The organism is Cobetia sp. PS-4MA (genome assembly GCF_057670765.1).
Genome location: NZ_CM173107.1, coordinates 2632279 through 2656957 on the forward strand (window position 1 = coordinate 2632279; position 24679 = coordinate 2656957).

Sequence of the window (24679 nt, forward strand, 5' to 3'; positions counted from 1 at the left end):
CTTGTGTCAGGTAGTGGGTGAGAATCAAGCTGCCTTGCCGGTCAGCGCCTTGATGGCGGCAGTGTCCTGCAGCACGCAATCGAAGCGATGGAAGGCGAGGAAGGCCGTCTGGTCGAACTCGGCATAGCGTTCGACCAGGCGCTTGAGCGTCATGTAGTTGATGCGGCGAATCACGAACTGCTGGAAGTCACCGGCGAACATGAATTTCTTGCTCGCGGCCATGTCCTCGAAGCCCTGATCAATGAAGTAGGACTGACCGAGTACCGTGGATGGCGCCAGGCCCGCGACGGCCGGCAGCCACAGCGGGCGACCCTGGCCATCTTCCATCTCGGTGATCTTCTGCAGGGTGTTGTCGTTGAAGCCCAGACGGAAGTTCGCCGCGCGACGGTACGCCGGATCAATGCTGTGGATCAGCTTGGTGATGTCCTTCCAGTTCAGGCTGGCCGCAGCGGCTGCCGCCACGGTGCCAGTGACCGAGGTGGCGAGGCCCTTGGGCTGCTGGGGAGTGCCGGCACCGGTACCGCTCACCAGGTACTTGGCTTCGGCGCGACCGATACGGGAGCCGATGCGCGAGGCCAGGAAGCCCTCGATGTCAAAGGCCGAGTCCTGCAGCAGCTCGTTCGAGACACGGATGACCTTGGAACTCAGCTTCTTGGCGCCGAGGTTCTGGATGCCGAACTCGACATCCTTTTCACTGGCGGCGGTGTTCTCGCCCAGCAGCTCGCCCTCTTCCCCGGTACCGTCAGACACCGGCCATTCGATGGTGGCGCCATCGGAGGTAGTCAGGATCTGGGCGACCGAGGCCAGCCCGCCATAGTCCTGCATGGACTCATGGATGCGGTTGAGCATGGTGGTCGGGACGGTGTAGCCGCCCTTGTCATTCTCGCCCGCTGCCTGAGCTCGCATCTCACGCATGATCGCGCGCTGCTCTTTGCTCATGTTGCCCATGCCTTCACGCACGAAGGCATCGAAGGCCGCGGCACGCTGCTCGTCCACGCTCGGGCCCTGGGACTGCCCAGCTTCAGACGTCTGAGACTGGCCGCGCAGCTCCTCTTCGTTGTCACGCACGAAGCGCTGATCTGCATCGCGCAGGGCTTCTTCGCGATCGATCTTGTCCTGCAGGCCATCCAGCTCGCTCTTCATGGACTGCCACTGGCTACGCTGCTCATCCTTCCATTCGGTGTCGCCGGCATCTTCATGCATCTTGCGCATGTCCTTGGCGATGGCCGCGTACTTCTGCTTCAGTTCAGAGAGTTTCATGTAGCCTCCACGGGCTCAGGCATTGATGAGTTCAAGGAAGCGCTCGCGGGCGCGGCGCTGATTGACGGCACGCTGCGTGATCTCTCGGAGTTCATCGCAGCGAGCTTGGAGCGACCGCTTGGCGGCGCCCGCATCGGGGTAGGCCGGATAGGTCACGGGGGACACATCCAGCAGGCGGCTGAATCGGTGGATGGTGCGCACGATGACGCCGTGCTCGTCCTCGCCCCACTCGTCACCATCGGGGGCGACTCGGAAGGCGAAGCTGGAGCCGGTGATGTCGCCCCGTGCCAGCGGCGCCATGACCAGATCACGCACCGACTGGGTGTCGGGTGGGTCGATCTCATAGCGCAGACCCTCTTCATCCACGGACAGCGACAGCGTGTTGCTGAGGGTGCGGCCGAGCACGAAGTTGGGGTCATGGTTGAACAGGGCGCGCACGTCATCGCCCAGCACGTTGTCGAATGCACCGGGGGCGATCTGCTCCTTGAACATGCCCATGATCATTTCGCTGCGCTTGTTGAAGACGGCGCCGTGACCAATGATCCGCAACGGCTGCCCTTCTTCGCCCGCTTCGGCGCGGACCTCGCACGTCAGGGCGCGCTTTTCTGTCTCACTCATGATGTGGAGTCCTCGGGCGAGGGTGACTGGCCCAGCTGACTGGCTGGGGTGGCGTTGACGCTGATCAGCATCTCGCTGAGGCCATCGCGTGGGTTCATGTCTTCCAGGGCGCGGACTTCGTTGCGATCCATCCAGCCATCGGTGATGGCCTTGTGATAGAACTCGGCACGCTCCGTGGGGGTGCCGCGCAGCAGCCCGGCGAGGTTGAACTTGGCGTAGTAGCCAGCCCGACGCTCGGTGGGCGTGAAGATGGCGCGGTTGATCTCCTGCTCCCAGTTGATGACCCAGGGCATCATCGTGTGCCGCACGAACTGGATGGCCTGCTCGGAGATGTTCGAGAAGGTGGCCTTGTCCAGGTCGTTGATCATGTGCGCTGGCACGTTGAAGATGCCGGCCACCTCGGAGCGGTTGAGCTTGCGCGTCTCGAGGAACTGGGCGTCCTCCGGCGCGATGGTGATCGACTTGTAATCCAGCTGTGCGGGGAGCATCAGCGTCTTGTTCTCGGACTGGCGCAGACTGGCCACGGCCTTGGCCCAGGTCTCCTTGAGGCGATTCCAGCTGTCGGCGTTCAAGCTGTCCTTGACGGTGACAAGCCCGGTCGGGCGCCCGCCTCCCTCGAAGAAATCCTTGCCGTAGCGCTGGGCCGCCAGCCCGAGGCCAATGGTCTCGGCGTGCTGGCGCACCACGCTGACGCCGGTGCGATCGTGCGAGCCGAGTGCACGAACGTGGATCATGTCCTCGGTCGCGACGGCGCGTGAGCCATCCTCATCGGTGACGGCATATAGCCAGCGGTTGCCGCGCTTCACCGGGCTGCAGTTCCACGGGCAATGGCGTTGCAGGGAGACGGCATTGCCCCGCGCATCCCGAACCACCTCGGTGTAGCCATTGCCCCAGCCAAGCACGTGGGACTGGGCCGTCTCGCGCCACTTGTAGCTGGTCTGCCAGTCGTTGGGCTCGTCATGCAGCAGCTGATACGCGGGGTGGTCCGTGGCGGCGGTGATGACGCCGTTCTGCTTGCGCATGACGTGCAGCGGCAATTGCGCCAGCGAGGATGACAGCACGTAGATGCAGGCGTAGACCGCGCCAAGCGTCATGGCGCTCTGCTGGTTGACCGTGATGCTGGAGTCGCCATGCAGATAGTCCGCCAGCGTCTGGCCGGTGAGCGGTGTTGCCGGGTTCTCGACCGAGCGGGTGGAGAACAGTTGATCGAGAATCATGAGGCCCCCTTGCGCATGGCGCGTGCGCCGAGCAGTGCCAACACCAGTAGCAGGCTGCCACTGACCATCAGCGCGTCCGCGAGGCCGAATCGCAGGTACAGGCCGCCCGTCAGGCTGGCGAAGCCGGCCAGCCCGAGGGTGTCGAACAGTAGGTTTCGCATGTCACATGACCAGGAAGTCGTCGTCTGAGAGGGAGTCGAGAAGGCTGGGTGGCTCGACATCGAGGGTGATGGCACGCCCCAACGCCATGAGCAGCGCGATGATGCCGTCGATCTTGTTGTCGGCGGCTTCCTTGCGCGGGTAGATGTTCTCTTTGGCGTCGGCCTTGGCGACCACATTGCTGGCCATCCAGGTGAGCAGCGGGTCAGCCGGGTGCGTGAAGCGACCACCAGTGACGGCGGCCTCCATCTCGCGCATGGCGGGGCTCATGTTCTGGACCGTGTTGCGGTACTCGATGACCGGCGCGCCTTCCTGCATCAGCTGATGGGCGAGCTGGGTGGCTCGCCACGGATCGTAGGCGACTTCCTGCACATCGAAGCGACTGGAGAGATCGAGGATGTCTTGCCGGATGACCTCGAAGTCGAGCTCCTCGCCATCAGTGATGATCAGGTGGCCGGAGTTGACCCAGCCCTCATAGGCAGCGCGGTTGCTGCTGGCGCGCTCGATCGCACCTTCCGGCAGGTAGCTGCGCACGAAGGCACGCCACTCGACCTTGGCGTCTTCGCGCACCTTGCGGAAGATCAGGCCGATGGCGGCGATGTCGGTCTTGCTGGCAAGGTCAACGCCCAGCCAGCAGGGCTCGCCCTCCATCTGATCCAGCGACATCGAGTCATCGCCGGCCGCCAGCCAGGTGGCCATATTCAACCAGGCGCTGCGTGCCGAGACCCAGACATCGAGGTGCTTGGTCAGAAAGGAGTTCTGGCGACTGGGATACTGGATGGCATCGCGCTGCGCCTTGAGCAGGAATTCCTCGCTGACGCTGACACCGAAGTTGGGGTTGGCCTTGCGCAGCACGTCCGGTGACTGCCAGTCGTCGCCCTCATCGATGGTGTAGATCAGCGCGAAGAGTTCAGGGTTATCAACCACACCCTCGAGCATCTGCTGCGCTTGCCGGCGCTTGTCGTAGCAAGGGCCAGCGAGGTTGAAGCCGGCAGTGGTGATGATGAACATCAGCGGCTGATCGCGGGCACCCATGCCGGTCAGCATGGTCTCGTAGAGACTGGGCGATTGGTGCTCGTGGAACTCATCGACAATGGCGCAGCTGGGGCTCGAGCCGTCGCCCGGGTCACCGATCATCGGTTCCAGGCGGGAGCCGTCACCGGGGATGCTGATGTTCTTGGCCATCACCTCAATGCCGGCGGCGCTGATCAGGGCCGGTGACTTCTGCAGCATCAGCTTGGCCGGGCGGAAGACCTCCCAAGCCTGCTTCTCTGTGGTGGCACCACAGTAGACCTCGGCGCCGTATTCCCCATCGGCGGCCAGCATGTAGGTGGCCACGCCAGCGGCGATCACTGACTTGCCGTTCTTGCGCGGTACCTCGATGTAGGCCTCGCGGTAACGGCGCTGCCCGCTGCGCTTGCTCATCCAGCCGAACAGCACACTGAAGATGAAGAGCTGCCAGGGTTCGAGCGTGATCAGCTTGCGCTCGCGCGCCCACTTGCCCTTGGTGTGAGGCAGCAGCTGGATGAAGGCGCATACCCGCTCGGCGGCGTCACGGTCGAAGCGGTAGGGAAAGGCGCGCGTCTTGGCCGCCTTCTGTTCATCGACATGACGCTGGCAAGCAAGGCGGACCCACTTGCAAGCGGGTATCCGGCCAGCCACCACGTCCCGAGCGTACTTGTTCGCAGCATTGACGTTGGGATAGCTGGCCATTGAGTGTCATCGCTTGTTGCCACCCAGCAGCTCGGCGAAGGGGTTGGCGGCATCCTTGGACCCGGGCACGGCCAGGCGTGCTCGGCTGGACGGATCGAGACCGAGTGCACTGCCGAATGTGGTCATCTGGCGGGCTGCCTCATTCTTCGCGGTCAGAGCTGGGTTCTTGATGGGGGCACCGGTGGCAGGACTTTCCAGCACCAGGCCGCATTGCTGGATCTCGACCACGGCCTGACGCCAGGTGGCGTAGGCATCGCAGTAGGCCTCGAGCTGATGCAGGTCAGAGCGCGTCAGGATCTTGGAGCCGACCAACCAGGGCGCGAGCTTGTCCCAGGCATCGCGGCCGATCTCGCACAGCCAGTCGGGTGCCGGCGGGGCTTCATCGAGTGCATCGCCCTCGGGCTCGTCATGGTTGATGGCACGCTTGCCGGCGTTGCCCTGTACCGCCTTCAAGTGGCTTGGTTTGGGCTTGCGACCTCGTGTCATCTGAGAATCCTTCGCGCTAGGCTGATTTTTCAATTTCGCGGGTGTGAGAATGAAACGTAACGGAACGGTGGCCGGCCCCAAAGGTGGTAGAGATTGCACCCCCTCCCCCCTCTCAGGGCCTGTCGTGGTTGCCTGATTTGGCCAGCAGCGCCTCGCTTGCCGTCTTGGCCTGATGGCAGACCTTGCAGATCGCCTCGAGGTTATCAGGGGCGTCTGTGCCGCCCTGAGCCTTACCCACAATGTGATCAACTTCAGTGGCTGGCGTGATGCGATTCACGCGCTCGCATGGCTGGCAGAGGTAGCGATCACGCTTGAGAATTCCGCTTCGCAGTCGTCGCCAAGGCCGACCGCCTCTGCCTTGCCCACCTCGCTTGCTCTTGCCCCAGTTGATGGCTCGATCGGCATGCGCTTCGCAGTACCCATGAGAGGCAGTCGTCTTGCCACCACACATGGGCGCCCTGCAGGGTCGTGGTGGCTTGATAGGCATACAAAGACCTCTACATGAAAGTCGATAGGTATTTTTATTCTTATTGATGCAACTAATTTAGTGCACCAAGATTAACAAGACATATCTACACAAAGAGAGGCCGAGATGACGGCTCCTAGCAGCATCCGCGTGGTCGCTAGAGGCCACCAGTGGGCCGTGAAGCGAGAGGGGAAAACGCTGTGTATCAGATGTTTTACAACACAATACGATGCGATTGATTACGCACGCGCCCTCGCGGCCCGACTGAGAACCAAGCTCGTGATTGAAGCAAGAGGCGGAAACATTGTTGATAAATACTCACCATTACTACAGTAAGAACTACACATATATCGATCACAGGAGCCTTTCATGATGCTCGAGCTATATCTCTACCGCTGCACTGACGGCTGGGCAGTACGTCGTGAGCTCGAGGATATGCCGCACAAGACATTCAAGCAGGAAGCCGAAGCCCGTGAGTACGCAGAGGCTCTCGCCCATATCAAGGGATACAAGCTCTATGTCATCCGCGACGGAGGCACTGGGCGAGACCGCGTGCTGTGACCAGGGCAAGGGAGTGATCATGAGTCGATGGGTAACGCCATCTGGAGCTCTTGCCGCCAGTAGTCAGCGCGAGACTCCAGCGCCGGCTTGACCCACCGATGGCTGGCCAGCTCGCGACCGGCAAGGCTGCCCTTGGCATTCTGGTCATCCAGTGCGCGACAGGCCTTCTCGAACTCTTGCATAGCGCTCAGCTCACCGCGCATCAACGCATCGATGCGTAGGTCACACCATGCGGCAAAGTCATCATCCAACCATCGCGCGAAGGCCACCGCTAGCTTGGGATGCAGCCATGTGCCTTGTAGCAAGCCGCCTCTTCGGGTGATCACGAGACCGAAGTCCGATTTTCGGACATCGGTCCTCCCCATCGCTCTAGCCAAGGCAGCGATATAGCTTTGGGTTCGCGGAAGCTCCAGCCATTTGGCCGGCCTCTTGCCAAAGCGCTTGGCAATGTCAGTAGCATTGATCCAGCAATCTGTGTTGAAGCGGACCGACTGGCCTTCGTAGTCGAGCGGAATAACGTTTGTCATCGGTAGAGCCTTTTAGAGATAGAGCCTGTCACCCAGGAGTCGCCAACCCAGAGAGGCCCGATGAAGCCATCGGCGCTCCTCAGGCTCTATCCTGAAAGGCTCTGGTAAGTACCGGGCGCGGGTGAAGCGCCCACAAAAAAGCCCCGCCAGAAGGCAGGGCTTTTCAATTCTTCTGGTGTTACTCGACAGTCGTCTGCTCGGCCCCATCAGGGCCATCGGCCAAGCGCTCGAGGATCGAGGCCGTCGCCGTGCGGTCAGCATTGAAGCGGCGGCGCTGTGACTCATAGTCGGCCAGCAGGCTGAGCAGATCGCGATTGGAGGCCACTGGCCGATCAGGGGCGGGCAGTGGATTGAGCAGGTAGCTCGGCACTTCGGGTGTGCACTGCCACTCAGTGGGCATCACCACTGGCTTGCTCTCGAAGGCGCTGCAGCCACTCAGCAGCAGCATCAGGCACAGGCCGGTCAGCCCACTCAGCAGTCGGCGCATCGTCGTTCTCCATTCGGCGAGCAGCTGCCCGGGCAGCCATGATTGAACGGTCATCTAGGGCGCGGCTGGCTTCGCGGGCCTCCAATGCGACGGACAATCGCTTCATCTGATTGCCATAGTGCAGCGCCATCATCTCGAGCCCGCGGTTGACCGCCTTCTCAGTGGAAAGCTCAGCCTTGAGGTCATTGGCATGCTGCTCGGCCTTGGTTGCCTCATAGGTCTGCATCGCACCCCAGCCCAGCACCACCGCCATCAGGATGACCTCGAACTTCACGCCTGATATCAGCTTGCGGCCCCATGCCCACGCGGTCGTGATCAGTGCAGCCATCGTCCCAGCACCTTATCGAAGATGGCGTCAGACTTGGCACGCAGCCACTCGACACCTAGGAAAGCGATCGCAGCCCCGATGGCCACGGCCATGTCCTGATCCAAGCCACCCCAGTCCAGCAGCGGCTTGAGCGCCAATGTCAGGCCACCCACCAAGGTCGCCTCGAGCAATGACTTGTAGAAGCGGCCACCGGCATGCAGGCCGCGCAGCAGCGCGATCACGAATGACAGCCCCGCTGCATAAAGGTTGGCTTGATACGGCTGTAGCCACTCCAGCAGCATCTGCCATGTCGATGGATCGCGGTGTGGCATATCGGCGGGCTCGTGGTCGTCATCATGCATATGGCCTCCTGAGTCGGTAGGCCCTGCGTAGTTCGTCGTTATCGTTATGCGATGTGGCCGCCAGCACGCACGTACACGCCCAGCAGCTCATCGGTATCAAGCTCTCGCTGCCCGTAACCTGCCCCCGGCAAGCTCGCCCAGATGCGCCGACAGGCGTGGATGGCCTCAGCGATGCGCCCGTCATACACCAGCCCCAATGCCCGGCACTGACGAATCAACTGCTTGGCCGCCTCATCCTGCGAGGCAGGCGAGAAGTCCGGCAGATGGAAGCGCTTGGCCAGGTCATCCCAAGTCCCGACTAGGAACTGATACCGACCAGCCGCCGTGCTGTGGATGTTGTACGACTTTAGCCACACCGACTGGCGCGGATGATCATCGAAGCCATCGAAGGTCTTGCCACCCACCAGCACGTCATAACCCTCAATCGAGCTGAAGCGGGGCGTGCCCTCGGCATAGGCAATGGTGTCCAGGAAGGCCGCCAGATTGCTGGCATCATCAGCCGCCGGATCAACAGGCGCGTCAAAGCCCACCAGCTCGACCTCATCGAGCCAGTGCGCGGGGGCATATGCAGGCATGGGAATCACCGGTAAGCAGATACGAAAAAGCCCCGCCAGATGGCAGGGCTCAAAGCTGTACATGGAGAGCGTCATGAATCCCGTCTATTTGAACGCCCATAATCTAGCGCCGCTTTGGCAAGCTCATGGGTCAGTCGTGTAAACTCACACTCCTCCACGACCTCATTCAAATCGATCCCCATATCATCACACACAATGCATAAGTGTAGGGTCTCGGATGTTCAATTGACTAGAATAAGCTATCCTTTGCTTGCTGCCAGAGGGCTTCTTCGTCAGTTCGTTCAGGAGCATCGAGATGGACATCAAGCTTCATAAGCAAGCGACTACCACACCCAAGGTCCGTGCTGAGATCCAGGCCGCTCCTGCCCACATCCCGGACACGGTATTGGCGGAGCGCTTTGGCGTGAGTGATATGACCATCCGCCGGTGGCGGCATCGAGACGACGTCTATGATCGTCCTCACACGCGTCATAACCTCCTGGCCACCCTCAACAGGGAGCAGGAAGAAGTGCTCATCGCCGCCAGAACGTTCCTTCGTCTGGGGCTGGATGATCTCCTCGTGGTGGCTCGTGAGTTTCTTCATCCGAACCTTTCCCGCGCAGCCTTGCACCGGATGTTGAAAAGACGGCAGGTGCCGACACTTGCCGAGCTGGCACGCCAGGACCAAGAGGACAACAAGCAGGCTCCCAAGGCATTTCGGGACTACGAGCCAGGCTACCTGCATATCGACATCAAGTACCTGCCACAGATGCCCGATGAGACCCAGCGGCGGTACCTGTTCGTGGCCATCGACCGCGCCACGCGCTGGGTCTATCTTGAGGTGCGCTCCAGCCAGTCAGCGAAAGACGCAGAGGGGTTCTTCCATCGCGTTATCGTCAAGGCACCGTTCAAGGTTCAGAAGGTGCTGACAGACAATGGAAAGTGCTTCACCGATCGTTTCACGTCGGGCGGTGAGCGTAAGCCGACAGGAAGCCATCTTTTCGACAAGGCCTGTGCACAGCATCATGTCGAACACCGGCTCATCCGTCCGGGTCACCCCCAAACCAACGGGATGGTCGAGCGCTTCAATGGCCGTATCAGCGATGTGCTGACGACTCGACGCTACGAATCGAGGGAGGATCTGGAGCAGACACTCAAGCGTTACTGTTGGCTCTACAATCACTGCATCCAGCAGAAAGCATTACATCATCAGGCGCCGATATCAGCCATGAAAGATTGGCAAAAAAGGCGGCCCGAGCTTTTCCACAGGCGGGTAATCAATCAGGCGAGACCCGACACGTAACCATTATCTGCATCAGCCATAAACATGAGTGGTTTAATCAAACCCATTTTCCTTTACACTTGAAAATCCTGGAAATTGCAGGGTTCTGAAGGGGAACTGAATTTATGGGCACTGAAGCAGTATGGATGGGCCTGGGTCTGGCCCTACTTTTTGTGCTGTTGACGTTCGGCTCTATGGGCCGACTACGTAAAGATGCTCGCCATTCCAAGGATACAGAAAAAGCTGATTAGTTCTGTGCAAACCGTCTGATTGTTAACCCACTTATACGGTGGGTTTTTTTGTGCTCACAGGTCAGCCTCTTCTAGAGGCTGACCTGTGCGCTCAACCACTCGTGGAGGCCAGCATGACGCTCTTTCTTCGATCTCGGGTCACTGTCGATGGCATCACCGCGACGATGGCGGAACACGCCGAGCGGCTCGGTATCGGGGAAGGGACACTATTGTCCCGCATGACGCGCTTGGGCCGTCATAATCCGATACTACTGCTTGAGCCAGTCACCAAATCCCGCAAGCCGGCGAAGCCCCAAAGCTTGGCAGAGGCTGTCAAAACGCTAAGGCGAAGGCCTGCCGGCTTGTTGGCGACCGCCAAGCGGCTAGGCGACTACGCCTCACTGACACAGAAATCACCATGATTCACCCACTACTTATTGCCGCCACTTGCCTGGCGGCTTTCTTTTGCCTGCTCGCCGGTGGCTGGCTCGACACACTGCTCACCAAAGATGACTGATATGACCCGCGATCAACTGATGGCAAGCCTGATGCACCTCCCCCACCCGTGGCCACGTCCCGAGACGGACTGCAACCTCCCGACCGATAACGGCCACGGCGATCTCGAGGGCTGGATCAAAGGCCCAACCAACAATGAATGGCACTACGCATGGATCGGCGCCCATGAGCGCCGCATCGTCATCACCCGGGAACAATGGGAAGAGGCGCTGCTGGTACACGTCCAACATCTCGAGCGACCTGTCAGCGATACAGTCAATCCAAGGGCTTGGAATGGAGAAGGGCTGCCACCGGTGGGGAGCATCGTGACGCTCGATTCAGATCACGGCGGATACGCAGAAGTCAGGGTGATCGGCCATACACTGCGCGGCGGCAATGCCGTGGTCGAAGGCAAGCGACGTGGCGTTGAAGTGTGCGCTCAGTCTGAGCTACGCCCCATCCGCAGCGAGCGCGAGACGGCCATTGAGGACATGAAGCAGATCACCAAGGCCGCGGCTGACGCTCATAAGCGCGAGCTTCACGGGGCACTGTCGGAAGAGTACCTGCTGGGAGCGCTCTACGACGCAGGCCATCGCAAGGTGAAGTCATGAACGTCATTGACCTCTTCGCCGGTGCCGGTGGATTCAGCACCGGCGCCAGCATGGCCGGCTGCAACGTGGCCTGGGCCGCCAATCATTGGCCGGATGCTGTCGAGTGGCACAGCCGCAACCATCCGGACGCAGCGCACATCTGCCAGGACCTGCATCAAGCGGATTGGAGCCAGGTGCCCGCGCATGACCTGATGCTGGCGTCGCCCTGCTGTCAGGGCCACAGCAAAGCGCGAGGCAAGGCCAGCGGCAACCCTCAGCACGATGCCAGACGCTCGACTGCCTGGGCAGTGGTATCAGCTGCCGAGTATCGCCGGCCGCCAGCCATCCTCGTGGAGAACGTACCCGAGTTCCTCGATTGGCAGCTCTACCGCCCCTGGGTGCTGGCCATGCAGGCGCTGGGCTATGCCGTCAGCCCGCATGTGGTAGATGCCGCTGACCTCGGCGCCCCACAGAACCGCATCCGCATGTTCCTGGTACTCACCCAGTCCGCCCAGCCGCTCAAGCTGAACCTGCCGACACTCGATCACCTGCCGGCCGCCAGCTTCATCGACTTCGAGGCGGGCCGCTGGCAGCCCATCGAGAAGCCCGGGCGAGCCGCCGCCACCCTGGAGCGAGTGCGCGCGGGCCGTACCGCCCACGGTGACCGCTTCCTGATCAGCTACTACGGCAACACCAAGACGGGAAGATCGCTGGATCGCCCCATCGGCACCATCACCACGCGCGATCGCTGGGCCATCGTCGATGGCGACCGCATGCGCATGCTCAGCCGGTGGGAATGCCGGTCGGCCATGAGCTTCCCCGACACCTACCAGCTGCCGGACAACCACCGTCTCGCCGTGCATCTGCTCGGCAACGCGGTATGCCCTACCCCGGTCAGCCACATCATCAAGGCGCTGCAGCAAGCCGCATAACACCTTGACTAGTAGCTTGAAAGATCACCATGTATAACTAGCCATCATAGCCTTATGGAAATAGCCATATGAATGGACTGAGTGATCATGATCGGGAGATTGTGGAAACAGCCAAGGCCAGTGCAAAGAGCATACGCAACACAATCGCCTCCGAGCTCTTGAGCTGCCCTGATGGTGATGGTGACGACCCTCCATTAACCATCTTCATGGCTGGTGCCCCCGGTGCAGGAAAAACGGAAGCATCTAAGGAGATAGCATCTCAATTTAACATTTTACGCGTAGATCCTGATGACTTCCGAAGCAACTTACCAGGCTACGATGGCAGTAACTCACGTCTTTTCCAAGGCGGAGTATCTTTGATCGTTGAGCGCGTCTTCGACAGGCTGGTAAGGAGCAGGAAGAGCTTCCTACTGGACGGCACCTCTGCTAACCTCAAGAAGGTTAGAAGCAATATCCAAAGGGCTCTGCAAAAAGGTCGCCTTGTAAGACTTTGGTATGTGTACCAAGACCCCTTGACTTCATGGGAATTCGTACAGGCCAGAGAGATAGTTGAGGGTAGAGGGATCCCCTTAGAATCCTTTATAGATCAGTATTTTAGCTCCCGTCTTGTGGTAAACGAGATGAAAAAGGAGTTTGGCGACGACCTTAGCATCGACGTCCTAGTCAAAGACTTTACCGATCCAGACCCTGAATTTCATGAGGACGTAGCAAGTGTAGATTGCATTTGCCCAACCTCTCGTACTCGTGAAGATCTTGCTAGAGCCCTAGCAGCAAGGAGTAAACCTGATGACACCGAACAAGGAAACGAAGACAGCAGATCGAGCTAGTCTCTCTCGCTACCTCCGTGATACCCCGCCCCAAGAAAAAAGCAATTTCTTCAAAGCTGCGCTAAAGAGGGCTGCAGCACAACAGAAAGAAATGGTGAACTCGGCTAGACCGAGATAACAACCGCGTCCCAGAAAACCCGCCACATACGGCGGGTTTTTTTATGAGCCACTCCTACATGAGTGGCTTTTTTTGTGCCTGCAGGGAGGCCGTATGCGCCAGATATCGCAAGCATCGTGGGAGCCGCCAGCGCATGGGCCATGCCCGCAATGCGGTGGCAGCGGCACATTTCGAGGCGTCTTCCATATCTCCCCATGCGCCCATTGTCACGGTACCGGGTACGCCGCAGAAGATGGTGAAGCACTGCCACTGGCAGACCTGATCGTGATGATCAGCCAACGACGAGATCACTGGCGCCGCAAGTACACCTTGGTGATGCAGGTGCCCGGTGTGCAAGACGCGATGGCCAATCATGCCGCCGCGCAAGAAGAGCAGGCCCTGGGCTACAGCTCGGGCCGTTATCAAGGTGACTAGACAGGAGATGATCATGACAGACACAGCCACACACCAGCCGCTGCGCTTCCTCCGCACCCGTGAAGTCTGCGAGAAGATAGGCCGCAGCCGCTCATCACTCGAGAAGCTGCTTGTGAAAGATTCCAACTTCCCGCGCCCTATCAAGGATGGCATTGGCCGGGCATCGACCAACTATTGGTACGAGCATGAGGTTGAAGCATGGATGAGCCAATGGGCTATGCAGTTACGTCCCGCTGACGACGCTTGAACTTGTCCCGCTTGGCCTTGGTCATGCCGACTTCCAATGCCTCAAGGTAGTCGGCATACCATTGCATCATCTTCCGTCTCTGCTCAAGGTACGACGCCTGGTTGTACACGCCCTCCAACCCGATCGGCTTGTGCGCAAGCTGCATCTCCGTCCACTGTAACGGCCACCCATGCTCACTCAGCAGCGTCTTGGCCGTGTGGCGGGCACCATGCCCCGTCATCCTCTCCTTATACCCTGCATTCGAGAAGCAGCGATTTATCGCAGCATCCGACAGGACAGGTAGCTTTGCCCCCTCCCCAGTGAATACATACCTCGATCGTCCAGAAAGAGGACGCATCTCTTCAAGCGCTTGCAGTGCTTGACGGCAAAGTGGCACGACATGATCGCGGCGCATCTTCATCTTATCCGCGGGGATGTGCCACGACTTGCCCTTGATCTCGCTCCATTCCATCCATCGCACCATGCCTGGCCGCGATGCCGTCCACACGACCATCCAAGCAGCCAAGCGGGTAGACCGGCGGCTGGTTGTCATACGCAGCGCACGCAGAAAGTCTGGTAGATCTTCTTCCAGTAGATGAGGACGAGGCTTGGAGACTGGTGCCGGCGCCGCAACGTCCAGCAGGTTCGAAGCTGGGTTGTTCTCGCAATAGCCGTGAGCAATGGCGAAGTCGAAGATCCGGCGCAGAAAAGCCCGGGACTTCTCGGCAATATTGAAAGCCTTGCGGGCCTCAATGCCTTTCTGAACGCGCACGCAGTCAGCCCGTGACACATCAGCAACTGCCAACTCTCCCAGTGCAGGCAACGCATCATTATCGAGCCAATGCCTCATCTTGGTCAGCGTCTTGGCCGATCTCCCCTGCATCTGCTTGTGCTCGTACCACTGCTCCGCGACAACCCTAAAGGTCCGGACACCACCGCCCCCTCTAAGGTGCTCCCGGGGATCAATGCCGTCGGCTACCAGCTCGGCAATCTGGATAGCTTGAGCTCGCGCTTTCTTGGCCTTGGTGTCCGGGTAACCCCCTACTCCCATGAACGACCACTTTTGCGTGATCGGGTGTTTGTAGCGAACCTCCCAGCGCTTGCGGCCAGTTGGCGATACGACGAAGTAGAGACGGTCCAGGCCATAGGACTCGCGATACTCACGCGCTTCTGGCTCGAGGGTAGACAACACGGTGTCTGCAAGCGGTCGCCGCTTGATAGCATCACGCTTCATGTATGGTGCCCATGTATGGTGGAACCTCACCATACACCACACCATACACGAGCCTCTAGAGTGGATGCATGTATAAATATACAGTATTACGGACGCAATAAAGGTAAAACAAGGAGTTACGAGAATATAAGAGGAGGGTAAAGCAGGGAAAAAGAGGGGCTTGGCGCCCCCTGCAGGAGTCGAACCTGCGACCTGCCCCTTAGGAGGGGGCCGCTCTATCCAGCTGAGCTAAGGGGGCGTAGCGCTGCGCAGTATAAGCCATTGAAGTGGCAAGATAAACCCGTTCGGCCCGCGCGTGCCGCCCTCCTCACGCCAGGCAAGAGCATCATCGGCCTCATGCGCCGAGCACTCCGGCTTCGATCTCATCGAGCACGTCCTTCATGGGACGGGGGCGCCCCAACAGATAGCCTTGGACACGCTGACAGCCCAGCTGACGCAGCACCTCGAACTGCTCGGAGGTCTCCACTCCCTCGGCCACCACTTCCAGCGACAGGGCGCGCGCCATCACCAGCATCGCACGCACGATCTCGTTGGCATGGCAGACTTCCTGTCCGGGAGTCTCGCCAGGTGCAGGCGCTGCCAGCCCGTCGTCATCGATGAGACGCAGATCCTTGATGAAGCTGCGGTCGATCTTCAGTTCACTGAGCGGCATGCGGCGCAGGCGTGCAAGATTGGAGTAGCCGATCCCGAAATCGTCGATGGAGAACGTCAGCCCCAGCGCCGCCAGCTGGTCGACCTTCTCCAGCATGTCGGCCTCATCTTCCGCCGCCAGGCTCTCGGTGATCTCCATGCGCAACATGTCCGGCGCGAAGGCATGGCGCTTGAGCAGGGCTGCGACCTGCGGCACGAATTCCGCGCTGCGAAACTGTACCTGACTGACATTCACCGCGATCGGCAGCTGATGTCCGCGTATCGCCATGTCTTCCAACACCGCACAGGCTTGCCCCAGCACCCAATGACCCAGCTCGACGATCAGCCCTGATTCTTCCGCGATCGGGATGAAGGTCGCGGGCGAGACATTCCCCAGCAGCGGGTCATTCCAACGCAGCAACGCCTCAAGACCACAGAGCCTGGGCAGCTGATGCTCAAGCGAGGCATCCGACTGCAGGGAGAATTGCGGTTGAAGATGGACTTCAAGATGCTGACGGGAAAGCGCACTGCGCAGGGATTGCTCCATCTGGGTGGCGGCGATGATGCGATTGCGCATGTCCGGTGAGAAGAAACACATGCGTGCACGCCCGGCCCCCTTGCTCTCATAGAGCGCGATGTCCGCCTCGTGCAGCAGATGGCCCCAATCGTCTCCCTCGTCTTCTGCCGCCCCGGAAAGCGTCTGATACCCCTTGTCCACCTCATCCGGACGCGGATACAGCGTGATGCCCAGTGAGCCGGACAGCTGATGCGCACGCCCTTCCAGCTCAACCGGTACCCGCAGACGTGCCAGCAATCCCTCGCCGACGTGCATCGCTCGGGCCCTGGCGTCCTCCATGCTACCGAAGCGAGGCGCCAGCAGCACGATGAACTCATCCCCGCCCTGGCGCGCGAGCACATCGCCCGGCTCCAGCAACTGCTCCAGCCGGGCGGCAATCTGGATCAGGGCACGATCTCCCGCGTCATGCCCCAGTACATCGTTCAGGCGCTTGAAATGATCCAGATCCAGGAACATCAACGCCCCGACGCGCGCTTCTTCCAGAGCGAGGTCCGCGAAGGCTCCGAGCTTGCGACGCAACAGCCGACGATTGGGCAGGCCCGTCAATGCATCATGCAGCGCCTGATAGGTGAGCTGCTCATCACGCCGATGGCGTTCGATCGCCAATCGAGCCACGTTGACGGCGACCTTCAGCAAGCCGAGATGGCTATCGTTGAAGACATCGCCGGACGTGGCATAGAAGGCGAAACTTCCCAGCGGATTGCCTGCATCATCGAGGATGGGCATGGAGAGACAGGCATCCAGTCCCAGCGCGTGGGGATGCTGACGGAAGCCCTCCCAGGCGGGGTCCTCGCCGATGGCGGGGGTCAGCACCTGCTCACGCCGCCACATCGCCGTACCACAGGTGCCCACCCCCTCCCCGATGCGCAGGCCGGAGGTGAACTGCATGAAGCTGGGGGGCAGGCTCGGCGCCTTCCCTCCGATGATTCGTGTGCCTGTCTCATCCAGAAGCAGCAGCGAGGAACGCACGCGAGTCGCGACGGCCTCGATGGCCTGACACAGGTCCAGCAGGGTCTTGTCCAGCGGCTGGCCAGCCGTGACGGACTCAAGCAATCTGAGCTGGGAATGGCTGAGCTCCAGCGCCAGATGCGCCTGGGTCACATCGGTATGCACGCCGAGATAACCGGTCAGGGTGCCGTCGGCGGCCATGAGCGGTATGCAGCGCAGACGAAGGCGCAGCGGTCGTCCATTCGCATCGTGATGGAGCAGCTCCTCGTCACTGGGCTCACCCAGCTCGCACTGCTGATGCATTCTGGCGATCACCGTCCTGTCGGAATCCTCACCCGTCAGAAATTCACTGAGCACCTGACCGGCCAAGTCTTCTGCCCGGTATCCCGTCAGCTCCTCGAAGGCCGGATTGACCCACTGCACACGCCCTTGAAGGTCGTATCCACACACTCCATTGGAAGTATGCTGCAACAGCTGATGCAAGCAATTGCTGCCTTCCAGGCCGTCAACCGAAGCAGCGGAGGTGGCCGCGGCGGAGGACGCTGATGGATTCATGGACATGTCGTTTCAATCTCCCTGCCGATGCTGCCTGAAGGTTCATGGCTTCTGGCACAGTCAGCATGTCGGTCGCACTCGATCTTTCCTTCCTGAAGTGCCGGGCGCCTTGGCACCGACTCTCCTCTCATCCTGCTGGTCAAGTGTCACTTGTCCTTGAGTATAAGTAACCCTCAATCTGCGTTGAATGAAGGCGAAATCTCATGAAACCTCTGCCTCGAGCGCGAGGCAGGCACTGCCATGTCGAGCCTTCGCGGCAGGATGGTCTTCTCTGGCGTGGTGGGATCCGAGAGCGCGCGAGACCCTCCCGCGCAATGCTCGAAGGGCAGCACAACGTGATGACACAGCCAGACGGATACGACCGAACGAAAACAGCCACGCCCCGACCAGAGGTCGAGGCGTGGCTGTGTCACTACCCGAGGGGAAGAGGCGAGCTGGCTACCCCTGAGCGAACCCTCAGTGGCGCGCCGTCTTCAGCGCATCCGCCAGTTCACGGGTCAAGGCATGTACCGCTTGGGTGCCCTGCTCCGGTGTCTCGGCGTTGGCCTGCAGATCGATCAGGGCCGAGCCGACCACGACTCCGTCGGCGAAACGACCGATACGCGCCGCCTGCTCTGCGGTACGGATACCGAAACCGACCGCGACGGGAATCTCGGTGTGCTCCCGGATACGGCCCACTTCGGCCTCGACCTTCTCGGCCGTCGGTGCAGCGCCACCGGTCACGCCATTGCTGGAGACGTAGTAGAGGAAGCCTGAGGTATTGGCCAGCACGCCCGGCAGGCGCGCGCTGTCAGTCGTCGGTGTCGCGAGGCGGATGAAGCTGATACCGGCGGCATTGGCCGGCTCACACAGCTCATCGTCGTGCTCCGGCGGCAGGTCGACCACGATCAGGCCATCGACACCGGCCTGGCTTGCCTGCTCGAGGAAGGTGGCCACACCGCGACGATAGATCGGGTTGTAGTAACCCATCAGCACGATGGGCGTGTCCTGGTCCTGCTTGCGGAATTCCGTGACCATCGCCAGGGTACGGTCCATCGTCTGGCCGGCCTTCAGGGCACGCTGGGTGGCATGCTGGATCGCCAGACCATCGGCCATCGGGTCGGTGAACGGCATGCCCAGCTCGATGACATCGGCACCGGCCTCGGCCATGCCGAGGAAGGTCGCGAGGCTGGCATCATAGCCGGGGTCACCCGCGGTGATGTAGGTCACCAGCGCTGCGCGATTCTCGCTGCGTACGGCAGCGAAACGACGGTCAAGACGGCTGCTGGAAGTGGTGTCAGTAGCGGAAGTGCTCATCAATAGACTCCGGATTTGCTGACCTGCAGGCAGCGATTCACCTGCAGGCGAAGAAGACATGGGGCGGATGGACCCGGTCAGCGTCTGACCCCTCCATCGCCGGGCATTGCGCGATAGGCGCGGCGTTACTCGCCGTCAGGATTCAGGCCCAGCTCGTCCGCCAGATGATGGGTGACGGTGGCCATGTCCTTGTCACCGCGGCCGCTCAGATTGACCACCATCAGATGGTCCTTCGGCAGGCCCGGTGCACGCTTGATGACTTCCGCCAGCGCGTGGGAAGACTCCAGCGCCGGAATGATGCCTTCCAGGCGACACAGCATCTTGAAGGCGTCCAGTGCTTCCTGGTCGGTCGCGGCGACATACTCGGCACGCTTGATGTCGTGCAACCAGGCGTGTTCCGGGCCGATACCCGGATAGTCGAGCCCTGCGGAGATGGAGTGCGCATCACCGATCTGCCCCTCGTCATCCTGCAGCAGGAAGGTGCGGTTACCGTGCAGCACGCCCGGCAGGCCCCCCTTGAGACTGGCGGCGTGGCGCGGCGTGTCCAGACCTTCACCGGCAGCCTCGACCCCGATGATCTCGACGCTTTGCTCGTCCAGGAACGGATGGAACAACCCCATGGCGTTGGACCCCCCGCCGATGCAGGCGACCAGCGAGTCCGGCAGACGGCCTTCCTTCTCCTGCAGCTGGACGCGGGTTTCCTGACCGATGATGGACTGGAAGTCACGCACCAGCTGCGGATACGGATGTGGGCCCGCGACAGTACCGATGATGTAGAAGGTATCGTCGACGTTGGTGACCCAGTCACGCAGCGCCTCGTTCATGGCATCCTTCAACGTGCCATCACCGGCGGTGACCGGGATCACCTTGGCGCCCAGCAACTGCATGCGCTGAACGTTGGGCTGCTGACGGTGAATGTCGGTGGAGCCCATGTAGATCACGCAGTCCAGACCGAAACGAGCCGCCACGGTGGCCGTCGCCACGCCGTGCATGCCGGCACCGGTCTCGGCGATGATGCGCTGCTTGCCCATGCGGCGTGCCAGCAGCACCTGGCCCAGCGCATTGTTGATCTTGTGAGCGCCGGTGTGCATCAGATCTTCCCGCTTGAGATAGACCTTGGCACCTCCGAGATGCTCGGTCAGACGCTCGGCGTAATACAGCGGGCTCTGACGCCCGACATAATCCGCGGAGAGACCGGCCAGTTCCTCGGCGAAGGCCGGATCCTGCTTGGCGGCTTCATACTCGCGCTGCAGGTGCAGAATCAGCGGCATCAGCGTCTCGGCGACGAATCGGCCGCCGAAGTCACCAAAGAAGCCCTTGGCATCCGGGCCTTGACGCAGGGTAGCAGTCGACTGGCTCATGCAAATCTCCTCGAAGTCATGTCAGTGGCGGGGCACGCTGGTGCGGCGTCTGCGTTCTTGGCCTGCGTGGTGCACCCGACAGTATGCTGACCATCCTAGCGCTCGGCACGCGGGATGAAAAACGATATATTCGCCAAGATATGTGAGTTTATCTCACAGGACACTCAGCAGGAGACATCCGATGGCCCGCCTGACTCCGCCCGATTCATCCTCTCCCGCCTCTCTGGAGGCATTGCCCTCGCTGAATGCCTTGCGCGCCTTCGATGTGGCGGCTCGCTTCGAGAGCGCGTCGCGTGCCGCCGAGGCGCTGCACGTGACCCACGGCGCCGTCAGTCGTCAGATTCGCCAGCTTGAGGAAACGCTGGGGACACAGCTGTTCGACCGTGCTGGCCGCGGGCTGAAGCTGACGCCGGCGGGTCATGAGCTGGCGGCTGCCACACGCCATCACTTGAGCGGTCTGGCACGGGTCTGTGCGGACCTTTCCCGCAGTGATGCCCGCGCGCCCTTCGTGCTCAGCTGCCCGGGCTCCTTCCTCGCCCGCTGGTTCATTCCGCGGCTGGGTGCCCTCAAGGCAGCCCTTCCGGAGCTTGAACTGCATCTGACTGCCAGTGACGACAACGAAGGCCTGCGCTCTGGCGTGGATGGCGTACTGCGCTTTCAGACTCCCCCCTTCACCCAGGCTGAGCATCAGGAAACGCGAATCCTCGGCACGGAGCGCATCGGCCCGGTGCTGCGTCCGGACACTGACTGGCTGGGCGAGACCACCGCGACTCCCGCACCACAGACTCTGCTGACCTTGCCGCTGCTGCACACCCGCTCGCGCCCGCAGGCCTGGCCGGACTGGTGCTCACGCCAGGGCCTGTCCAGCGATCAACTGCACTACGCGCAAGGCTTCGAGCACCTCAACTATCTGCTGGAAGCGACGCTGGTGGGATTGGGCGTGGGCATCACACCGGATTATCTGGTCGAGGAGGACCTGCGCAGCAGACGCCTGATCGCGCCGTGGGGCTTTGTCGAGACACGCGCCTGCCTGACGCTGACGCTGCCCGAGAGCGGTCGCACACGGGCACGACACCCTCATGCAAAAGCCCTCGCCGACTGGCTGGCACGGGAGCTGAATACTCCGCCTGTCACCTCTCGCAGCCCATGACAGGCACCAGCGCCACGCCGTCCTGCGGGCAGGTGCAGGAAACAAGAAGACCGGCACCCTTTCAGGTGCCGGTCTCGGTTCAGCCGCTTGGCTCAGGCAGTCAGCCCAGAGCGCGGATCAGGCAAAGACGATGGTCTTGTTGCCGTGGATCAGCACGCGGTCTTCCAGGTGCCAGCGCAGGCCACGCGACAGTACCTTCTGCTCCACGTCACGCCCGATGCGCACCAGGTCTTCCGCGGTGTGGCAATGGGTGACTCGATGGATGTCCTGCTCGATGATCGGGCCGGCATCCAGCTCCTCGGTCACGTAGTGACAGGTAGCGCCGATCAGCTTCACGCCGCGGCCGAAGGCCTGATGGTACGGCTTGGCACCGATGAAGGACGGCAGGAAGCTGTGGTGGATGTTGATCAGGCGGCCGGCATAGCGCTCGCAGAGGCTCGGCGGGATGATCTGCATGTAACGCGCCAGCACGATGCTGTCGGCCTCGGCCTCTTCCACCAGTCGTTCGACCTCGGCAAATGCCGGCGCCTTGTCATTCTTGTCCACCGGCACATGGTGGAACGGAATGCCATGCCATTCGACCAGTGAGCGCATGTCTTCGTGATTGGAGATGACACAGGGGATATCGCATTCCAGATCCCCCGACTGCCAGCGGTGCAACAGGTCCACCAGGCAATGGGAATCCTTGGACACCATCAGCACGACACGCTTGCGAGCGGCCGTGTCATGCACCCGCCACTCCATTCCGAACTCTTCCCCGATCGGCGCGAAGCGCTTGCTGAGTTCAGCGGCGCTGAGGCCGATGGACTCGGGGTTGATCTCATAGCGCATGAAGAATCGACCCGCACCCAGATCGGAATGCTGATTGGCTTCGGTGATCCAACCGCCTTGCTCGGCGATGAAGGTAGAGACTCGGGCAACAATTCCCACCTGATCAGGGCAGGACACCACCAGGCGATAGGCGTGTGACATCGTATGTTCAACCATTGTGAAAGCGGGGAATGATATTCAGCCGGTAACGACTACCGACACGCTCGGGAGTCCGTGCATCGACGCCATGGCTCCCGGCAAAAGGTGCGCCATTGTAGCCGATCACACGCGACGAAGCAGCGCCCTTCAACGAGAGTGAATGAATTGTCAATTCGACCTCGGTTTCGCCCCTCGGGGTGGCCGGCGAGAAGTGCCGTCATTTGTGGCGCTTTGCGGGATTCCCGTATAGTTGAGTGACATTTTACTGATGGCATGACATCCATGTTGAAACCCCGCGTTCAAGTCCGTCAGAGACAACGTCCACCGCTGCATCTTCTGCCGCTGGGCGGCTGTGGCGAGATCGGCATGAATCTGACGCTGTATGGTTACCAGAATCACTGGATCGCCGTGGATTGCGGCATGATGATTCGCCAGGATCTTCCTGAAGGCCCCTTGCAGGTACCCGACACCGAATCGCTGGCAAGCCTGGGCATCTGCCCGGAGATGCTGGTGATTACCCATGGTCACGAAGACCACATCGGCGCCGTTGCCTGGCTGTGGCCGAAATGGCGCTGTCCTATCATCGCCACACCACTGGCCGCGGGCCTGCTGCGGGCCAAGTTCGCGGAACGCGAACTCGAGACGTCCAGCCTGCAGATCATCGAGGTCGATGAAGGCTTCGAGTCCGGGCCCTTCGCCTTGCGCCTGCTGCCGTTGACCCACTCAATTCCCGAGAGCTGCTCGCTGCTGATCGTCACGCCGGAATATCGCGTGATGCACACCGGTGACTGGAAGCTGGACCCGGAGCCGCTGATCGGTGAGCCCACTGATCCGGAGCGCTATCAGGCGCTGGCGCCGGTCGATCTCGTGGTCGGCGACTCCACCAATGCCCCTCTGCCCGGCCACTCACGCAGTGAGGGCGAGGTGGCGCGTGCACTGGAGAAGACGCTGGCCGGCTGCCGTGGGCGGGTCGTGGTGACCTGCTTCGCGAGCAACCTGGCGCGCATCCTGGCACTGGGTCGTGCGGCGGCTCGCAATGGCCGTCGGGTCACGCTGCTGGGCCGCTCGATGGAACGCATGGTGCGGGTGGCACGCGGACTGGGCTATCTGGAAGATTTCCCGCCGCTGGTGCCGGTAAAGGACCTGGGCTATCTGCCGCCGGAAGAGGTGATGGTGATCGCGACCGGCAGCCAGGGCGAGCCACGCGCGGCACTCTCACGCCTGGCCAACTCGCGCCACCCTGATTTCGAGCTGGCGGCGGGCGACACGGTCATCTTCTCCTCCAAGGCCATTCCCGGCAATGAACTGGCGATCGGCAAGCTGCACAATGCCCTGACCCGCCTGGGCGTCGGCATCATGGAAGAGAAGCAGTTCCCGGATCTGCATGCCTCAGGCCATCCCGCCCAAGAGGAGCTGCGCACCTTCTACGGCTGGCTGAAACCCACGCGGTTGCTGCCGGTGCACGGCGAATACCGTCACCAGCTGGCGCACACCCAGGTAGCACAGTCCCTGGGCATCGAGGCACCGCTGATTCCCGTCAATGGTGACGTGATTCGTCTCGATGCTCAGGGGCTGTCCGTGGAAAAGCGTCTGACGTTGCAGGAGCGGATCATCGAGCACGACAAGGTGCGGCCACTTGACTCGATGGACCGTCGTGCACGAGCGCGTCTCGGACGCCATGGCAGCGTATCGCTCGCCTTGCCCCTGACGCTGCAGGAAGCCGGTTGGGTGCGTATCGGCCGCCTGATGCTGGACGTCAGTGGTACGGCCAGACTGGATGAAGACAGCTTCGCCGAGTGGCTCGATGACACCCTGGCCGGACTCGAGACCACCGACATCGACACCGTGAAACAGCAATTGAACAGCAGAATCAATCGCTGGCTACGCAATCATCTGCGTCACGAGCCGGTGCTCTTTCTGCATGTGATGACCATGGGTGACAGCTGAAGACGCCATGACAGGCAAGCCTGTCAGGCTACTGCGATTCCCCCGGCCTTTCACCTGCCTTGAAGCATGAAAAAGCCCGATCGGAAAAATACCGATCGGGCTTTTTCATGCCTGAATGCACGCTGGAACATCCATCAGCAGAGACGTCCCACTCTACCGTCATGACCGCCAGTGTGATCCA

The 24679-nt window shown here is 61.1% G+C and carries 27 protein-coding genes and 1 tRNA gene; 10 read left to right on the forward strand and 18 right to left on the reverse strand.

Annotated elements, in window-relative coordinates; translation table 11 throughout:
• Nucleotides 1-24 precede the first annotated feature (24 nt).
• The 7 genes from AC26AR_RS11135 to AC26AR_RS11165 form a co-directional block, all read right to left on the reverse strand.
• Entirely contained in the window at nucleotides 25-1260 is a 1236-nt protein-coding gene (locus AC26AR_RS11135; RefSeq protein WP_488107044.1) for a phage major capsid protein, read from the reverse strand.
• Between the two features lie 15 nt (nucleotides 1261-1275).
• Entirely contained in the window at nucleotides 1276-1878 is a 603-nt protein-coding gene (locus AC26AR_RS11140) for an HK97 family phage prohead protease (RefSeq protein WP_084208182.1), read from the reverse strand.
• Nucleotides 1875-3095 (reverse strand): phage portal protein, encoded by a 1221-nt coding sequence (locus AC26AR_RS11145; RefSeq protein ID WP_054557051.1) that lies wholly within the window; start codon nucleotides 3093-3095, stop codon nucleotides 1875-1877. The genes AC26AR_RS11140 and AC26AR_RS11145 overlap by 4 nt, the downstream gene beginning before the upstream one ends.
• Nucleotides 3092-3256 carry a hypothetical protein gene (locus tag AC26AR_RS11150; RefSeq protein ID WP_166019415.1) on the reverse strand — a complete coding sequence of 55 codons (165 nt, stop codon included), beginning with the start codon at nucleotides 3254-3256 and terminating at the stop codon, nucleotides 3092-3094. The genes AC26AR_RS11145 and AC26AR_RS11150 overlap by 4 nt, the downstream gene beginning before the upstream one ends.
• Before the next feature lies 1 nt (nucleotide 3257).
• Nucleotides 3258-4967: a terminase large subunit gene (locus tag AC26AR_RS11155; RefSeq protein ID WP_488107045.1), complete on the reverse strand. Its 1710-nt coding sequence runs from the start codon at nucleotides 4965-4967 to the stop codon at nucleotides 3258-3260.
• 6 nt (nucleotides 4968-4973) lie between these two features.
• On the reverse strand, nucleotides 4974-5453 hold the full coding sequence (locus AC26AR_RS11160) for a phage terminase small subunit P27 family (protein WP_054557049.1): 480 nt from the start codon (nucleotides 5451-5453) through the stop codon (nucleotides 4974-4976).
• 112 nt (nucleotides 5454-5565) lie between these two features.
• The gene (locus AC26AR_RS11165; protein ID WP_339843056.1) at nucleotides 5566-5940 is read right to left on the reverse strand and encodes an HNH endonuclease; all 375 of its coding nucleotides are present in this window, start codon (nucleotides 5938-5940) and stop codon (nucleotides 5566-5568) included.
• 105 nt (nucleotides 5941-6045) lie between these two features.
• Here AC26AR_RS11165 and AC26AR_RS11170 point away from each other — a divergent pair, with 105 nt between their 5' ends.
• Nucleotides 6046-6255, forward strand: a complete 210-nt coding sequence (locus AC26AR_RS11170) for a DUF2188 domain-containing protein (protein ID WP_488107046.1) — start codon at nucleotides 6046-6048, stop codon at nucleotides 6253-6255.
• 33 nt (nucleotides 6256-6288) lie between these two features.
• The gene (locus tag AC26AR_RS11175; protein ID WP_215824087.1) at nucleotides 6289-6480 is read left to right on the forward strand and encodes a DUF2188 domain-containing protein; all 192 of its coding nucleotides are present in this window, start codon (nucleotides 6289-6291) and stop codon (nucleotides 6478-6480) included.
• Nucleotides 6481-6497: 17 nt separating this feature from the next.
• Here AC26AR_RS11175 and AC26AR_RS11180 read toward each other — a convergent pair whose 3' ends face one another.
• The 5 genes from AC26AR_RS11180 to AC26AR_RS11200 all read right to left on the reverse strand — a co-directional run bounded on the left by AC26AR_RS11180 (nucleotide 6498) and on the right by AC26AR_RS11200 (nucleotide 8738).
• Nucleotides 6498-7007, reverse strand: coding sequence for a KilA-N domain-containing protein (locus AC26AR_RS11180; RefSeq protein WP_286989362.1), 510 nt, complete (start codon nucleotides 7005-7007; stop codon nucleotides 6498-6500).
• A 178-nt stretch (nucleotides 7008-7185) separates the two neighbouring features.
• Entirely contained in the window at nucleotides 7186-7413 is a 228-nt protein-coding gene (locus tag AC26AR_RS11185; protein WP_488107047.1) for a hypothetical protein, read from the reverse strand.
• Nucleotides 7397-7822, reverse strand: a complete 426-nt coding sequence (locus tag AC26AR_RS11190; RefSeq protein WP_248380730.1) for a hypothetical protein — start codon at nucleotides 7820-7822, stop codon at nucleotides 7397-7399. The genes AC26AR_RS11185 and AC26AR_RS11190 overlap by 17 nt, the downstream gene beginning before the upstream one ends.
• Nucleotides 7810-8163 (reverse strand): phage holin, lambda family, encoded by a 354-nt coding sequence (locus tag AC26AR_RS11195; protein ID WP_131431534.1) that lies wholly within the window; start codon nucleotides 8161-8163, stop codon nucleotides 7810-7812. The genes AC26AR_RS11190 and AC26AR_RS11195 overlap by 13 nt, the downstream gene beginning before the upstream one ends.
• Before the next feature lie 44 nt (nucleotides 8164-8207).
• Nucleotides 8208-8738: a glycoside hydrolase family 24 protein gene (locus AC26AR_RS11200; protein ID WP_287020910.1), complete on the reverse strand. Its 531-nt coding sequence runs from the start codon at nucleotides 8736-8738 to the stop codon at nucleotides 8208-8210.
• 295 nt (nucleotides 8739-9033) lie between these two features.
• Here AC26AR_RS11200 and AC26AR_RS11205 point away from each other — a divergent pair, with 295 nt between their 5' ends.
• The 6 genes from AC26AR_RS11205 (at nucleotide 9034) to AC26AR_RS11230 (ending at nucleotide 13852) form a co-directional block, all read left to right on the forward strand.
• A complete protein-coding gene (locus tag AC26AR_RS11205; protein WP_488107048.1) occupies nucleotides 9034-10020 on the forward strand; it encodes an IS481 family transposase in 987 nt (328 codons plus the stop codon).
• A gap of 727 nt (nucleotides 10021-10747) precedes the next feature.
• Entirely contained in the window at nucleotides 10748-11335 is a 588-nt protein-coding gene (locus AC26AR_RS11210) for a hypothetical protein (protein ID WP_317292787.1), read from the forward strand.
• The gene (locus AC26AR_RS11215) at nucleotides 11332-12246 is read left to right on the forward strand and encodes a DNA cytosine methyltransferase (protein ID WP_488107049.1); all 915 of its coding nucleotides are present in this window, start codon (nucleotides 11332-11334) and stop codon (nucleotides 12244-12246) included. The genes AC26AR_RS11210 and AC26AR_RS11215 overlap by 4 nt, the downstream gene beginning before the upstream one ends.
• Nucleotides 12247-12314: 68 nt before the next feature.
• On the forward strand, nucleotides 12315-13073 hold the full coding sequence (locus AC26AR_RS11220) for a zeta toxin family protein (RefSeq protein ID WP_488107050.1): 759 nt from the start codon (nucleotides 12315-12317) through the stop codon (nucleotides 13071-13073).
• 211 nt (nucleotides 13074-13284) lie between these two features.
• Complete coding sequence (locus AC26AR_RS11225; RefSeq protein ID WP_317292784.1) at nucleotides 13285-13605, forward strand: hypothetical protein; 321 nt, start codon at nucleotides 13285-13287, stop codon at nucleotides 13603-13605.
• 13 nt (nucleotides 13606-13618) lie between these two features.
• Nucleotides 13619-13852: a helix-turn-helix transcriptional regulator gene (locus AC26AR_RS11230; RefSeq protein ID WP_317292783.1), complete on the forward strand. Its 234-nt coding sequence runs from the start codon at nucleotides 13619-13621 to the stop codon at nucleotides 13850-13852.
• Here the strand turns inward: AC26AR_RS11230 and AC26AR_RS11235 are convergent.
• The 5 genes from AC26AR_RS11235 to trpB all read right to left on the reverse strand — a co-directional run bounded on the left by AC26AR_RS11235 (nucleotide 13821) and on the right by trpB (nucleotide 20432).
• Nucleotides 13821-15065, reverse strand: coding sequence for a tyrosine-type recombinase/integrase (locus AC26AR_RS11235; RefSeq protein ID WP_488107051.1), 1245 nt, complete (start codon nucleotides 15063-15065; stop codon nucleotides 13821-13823). The two genes, AC26AR_RS11230 and AC26AR_RS11235, sit on opposite strands and share 32 nt — an antisense overlap.
• A 161-nt stretch (nucleotides 15066-15226) precedes the next feature.
• Nucleotides 15227-15303 (reverse strand) — tRNA-Arg (locus tag AC26AR_RS11240).
• 96 nt (nucleotides 15304-15399) lie between these two features.
• Nucleotides 15400-17775: a sensor domain-containing protein gene (locus AC26AR_RS11245; protein ID WP_488107052.1), complete on the reverse strand. Its 2376-nt coding sequence runs from the start codon at nucleotides 17773-17775 to the stop codon at nucleotides 15400-15402.
• A 456-nt stretch (nucleotides 17776-18231) separates the two neighbouring features.
• Nucleotides 18232-19071, reverse strand: coding sequence for a tryptophan synthase subunit alpha (gene trpA / locus AC26AR_RS11250; RefSeq protein WP_084208158.1), 840 nt, complete (start codon nucleotides 19069-19071; stop codon nucleotides 18232-18234).
• Between the two features lie 125 nt (nucleotides 19072-19196).
• Complete coding sequence (trpB, locus tag AC26AR_RS11255) at nucleotides 19197-20432, reverse strand: tryptophan synthase subunit beta (RefSeq protein ID WP_077374435.1); 1236 nt, start codon at nucleotides 20430-20432, stop codon at nucleotides 19197-19199.
• Nucleotides 20433-20613: 181 nt separating this feature from the next.
• On the opposite strand from trpB, the gene AC26AR_RS11260 reads away from it, so the two are divergent.
• Nucleotides 20614-21582 (forward strand): LysR family transcriptional regulator, encoded by a 969-nt coding sequence (locus AC26AR_RS11260; protein WP_488107053.1) that lies wholly within the window; start codon nucleotides 20614-20616, stop codon nucleotides 21580-21582.
• 117 nt (nucleotides 21583-21699) lie between these two features.
• On the opposite strand, the gene purU is transcribed toward AC26AR_RS11260, so the two are convergent.
• Nucleotides 21700-22554: a formyltetrahydrofolate deformylase gene (purU, locus tag AC26AR_RS11265; RefSeq protein ID WP_077374535.1), complete on the reverse strand. Its 855-nt coding sequence runs from the start codon at nucleotides 22552-22554 to the stop codon at nucleotides 21700-21702.
• 363 nt (nucleotides 22555-22917) lie between these two features.
• Between purU and AC26AR_RS11270 the strand changes: the two genes are divergently transcribed.
• Nucleotides 22918-24498, forward strand: a complete 1581-nt coding sequence (locus tag AC26AR_RS11270; RefSeq protein ID WP_488107902.1) for a ribonuclease J — start codon at nucleotides 22918-22920, stop codon at nucleotides 24496-24498.
• The last annotated feature ends 181 nt before the right edge of the window (nucleotides 24499-24679 follow it).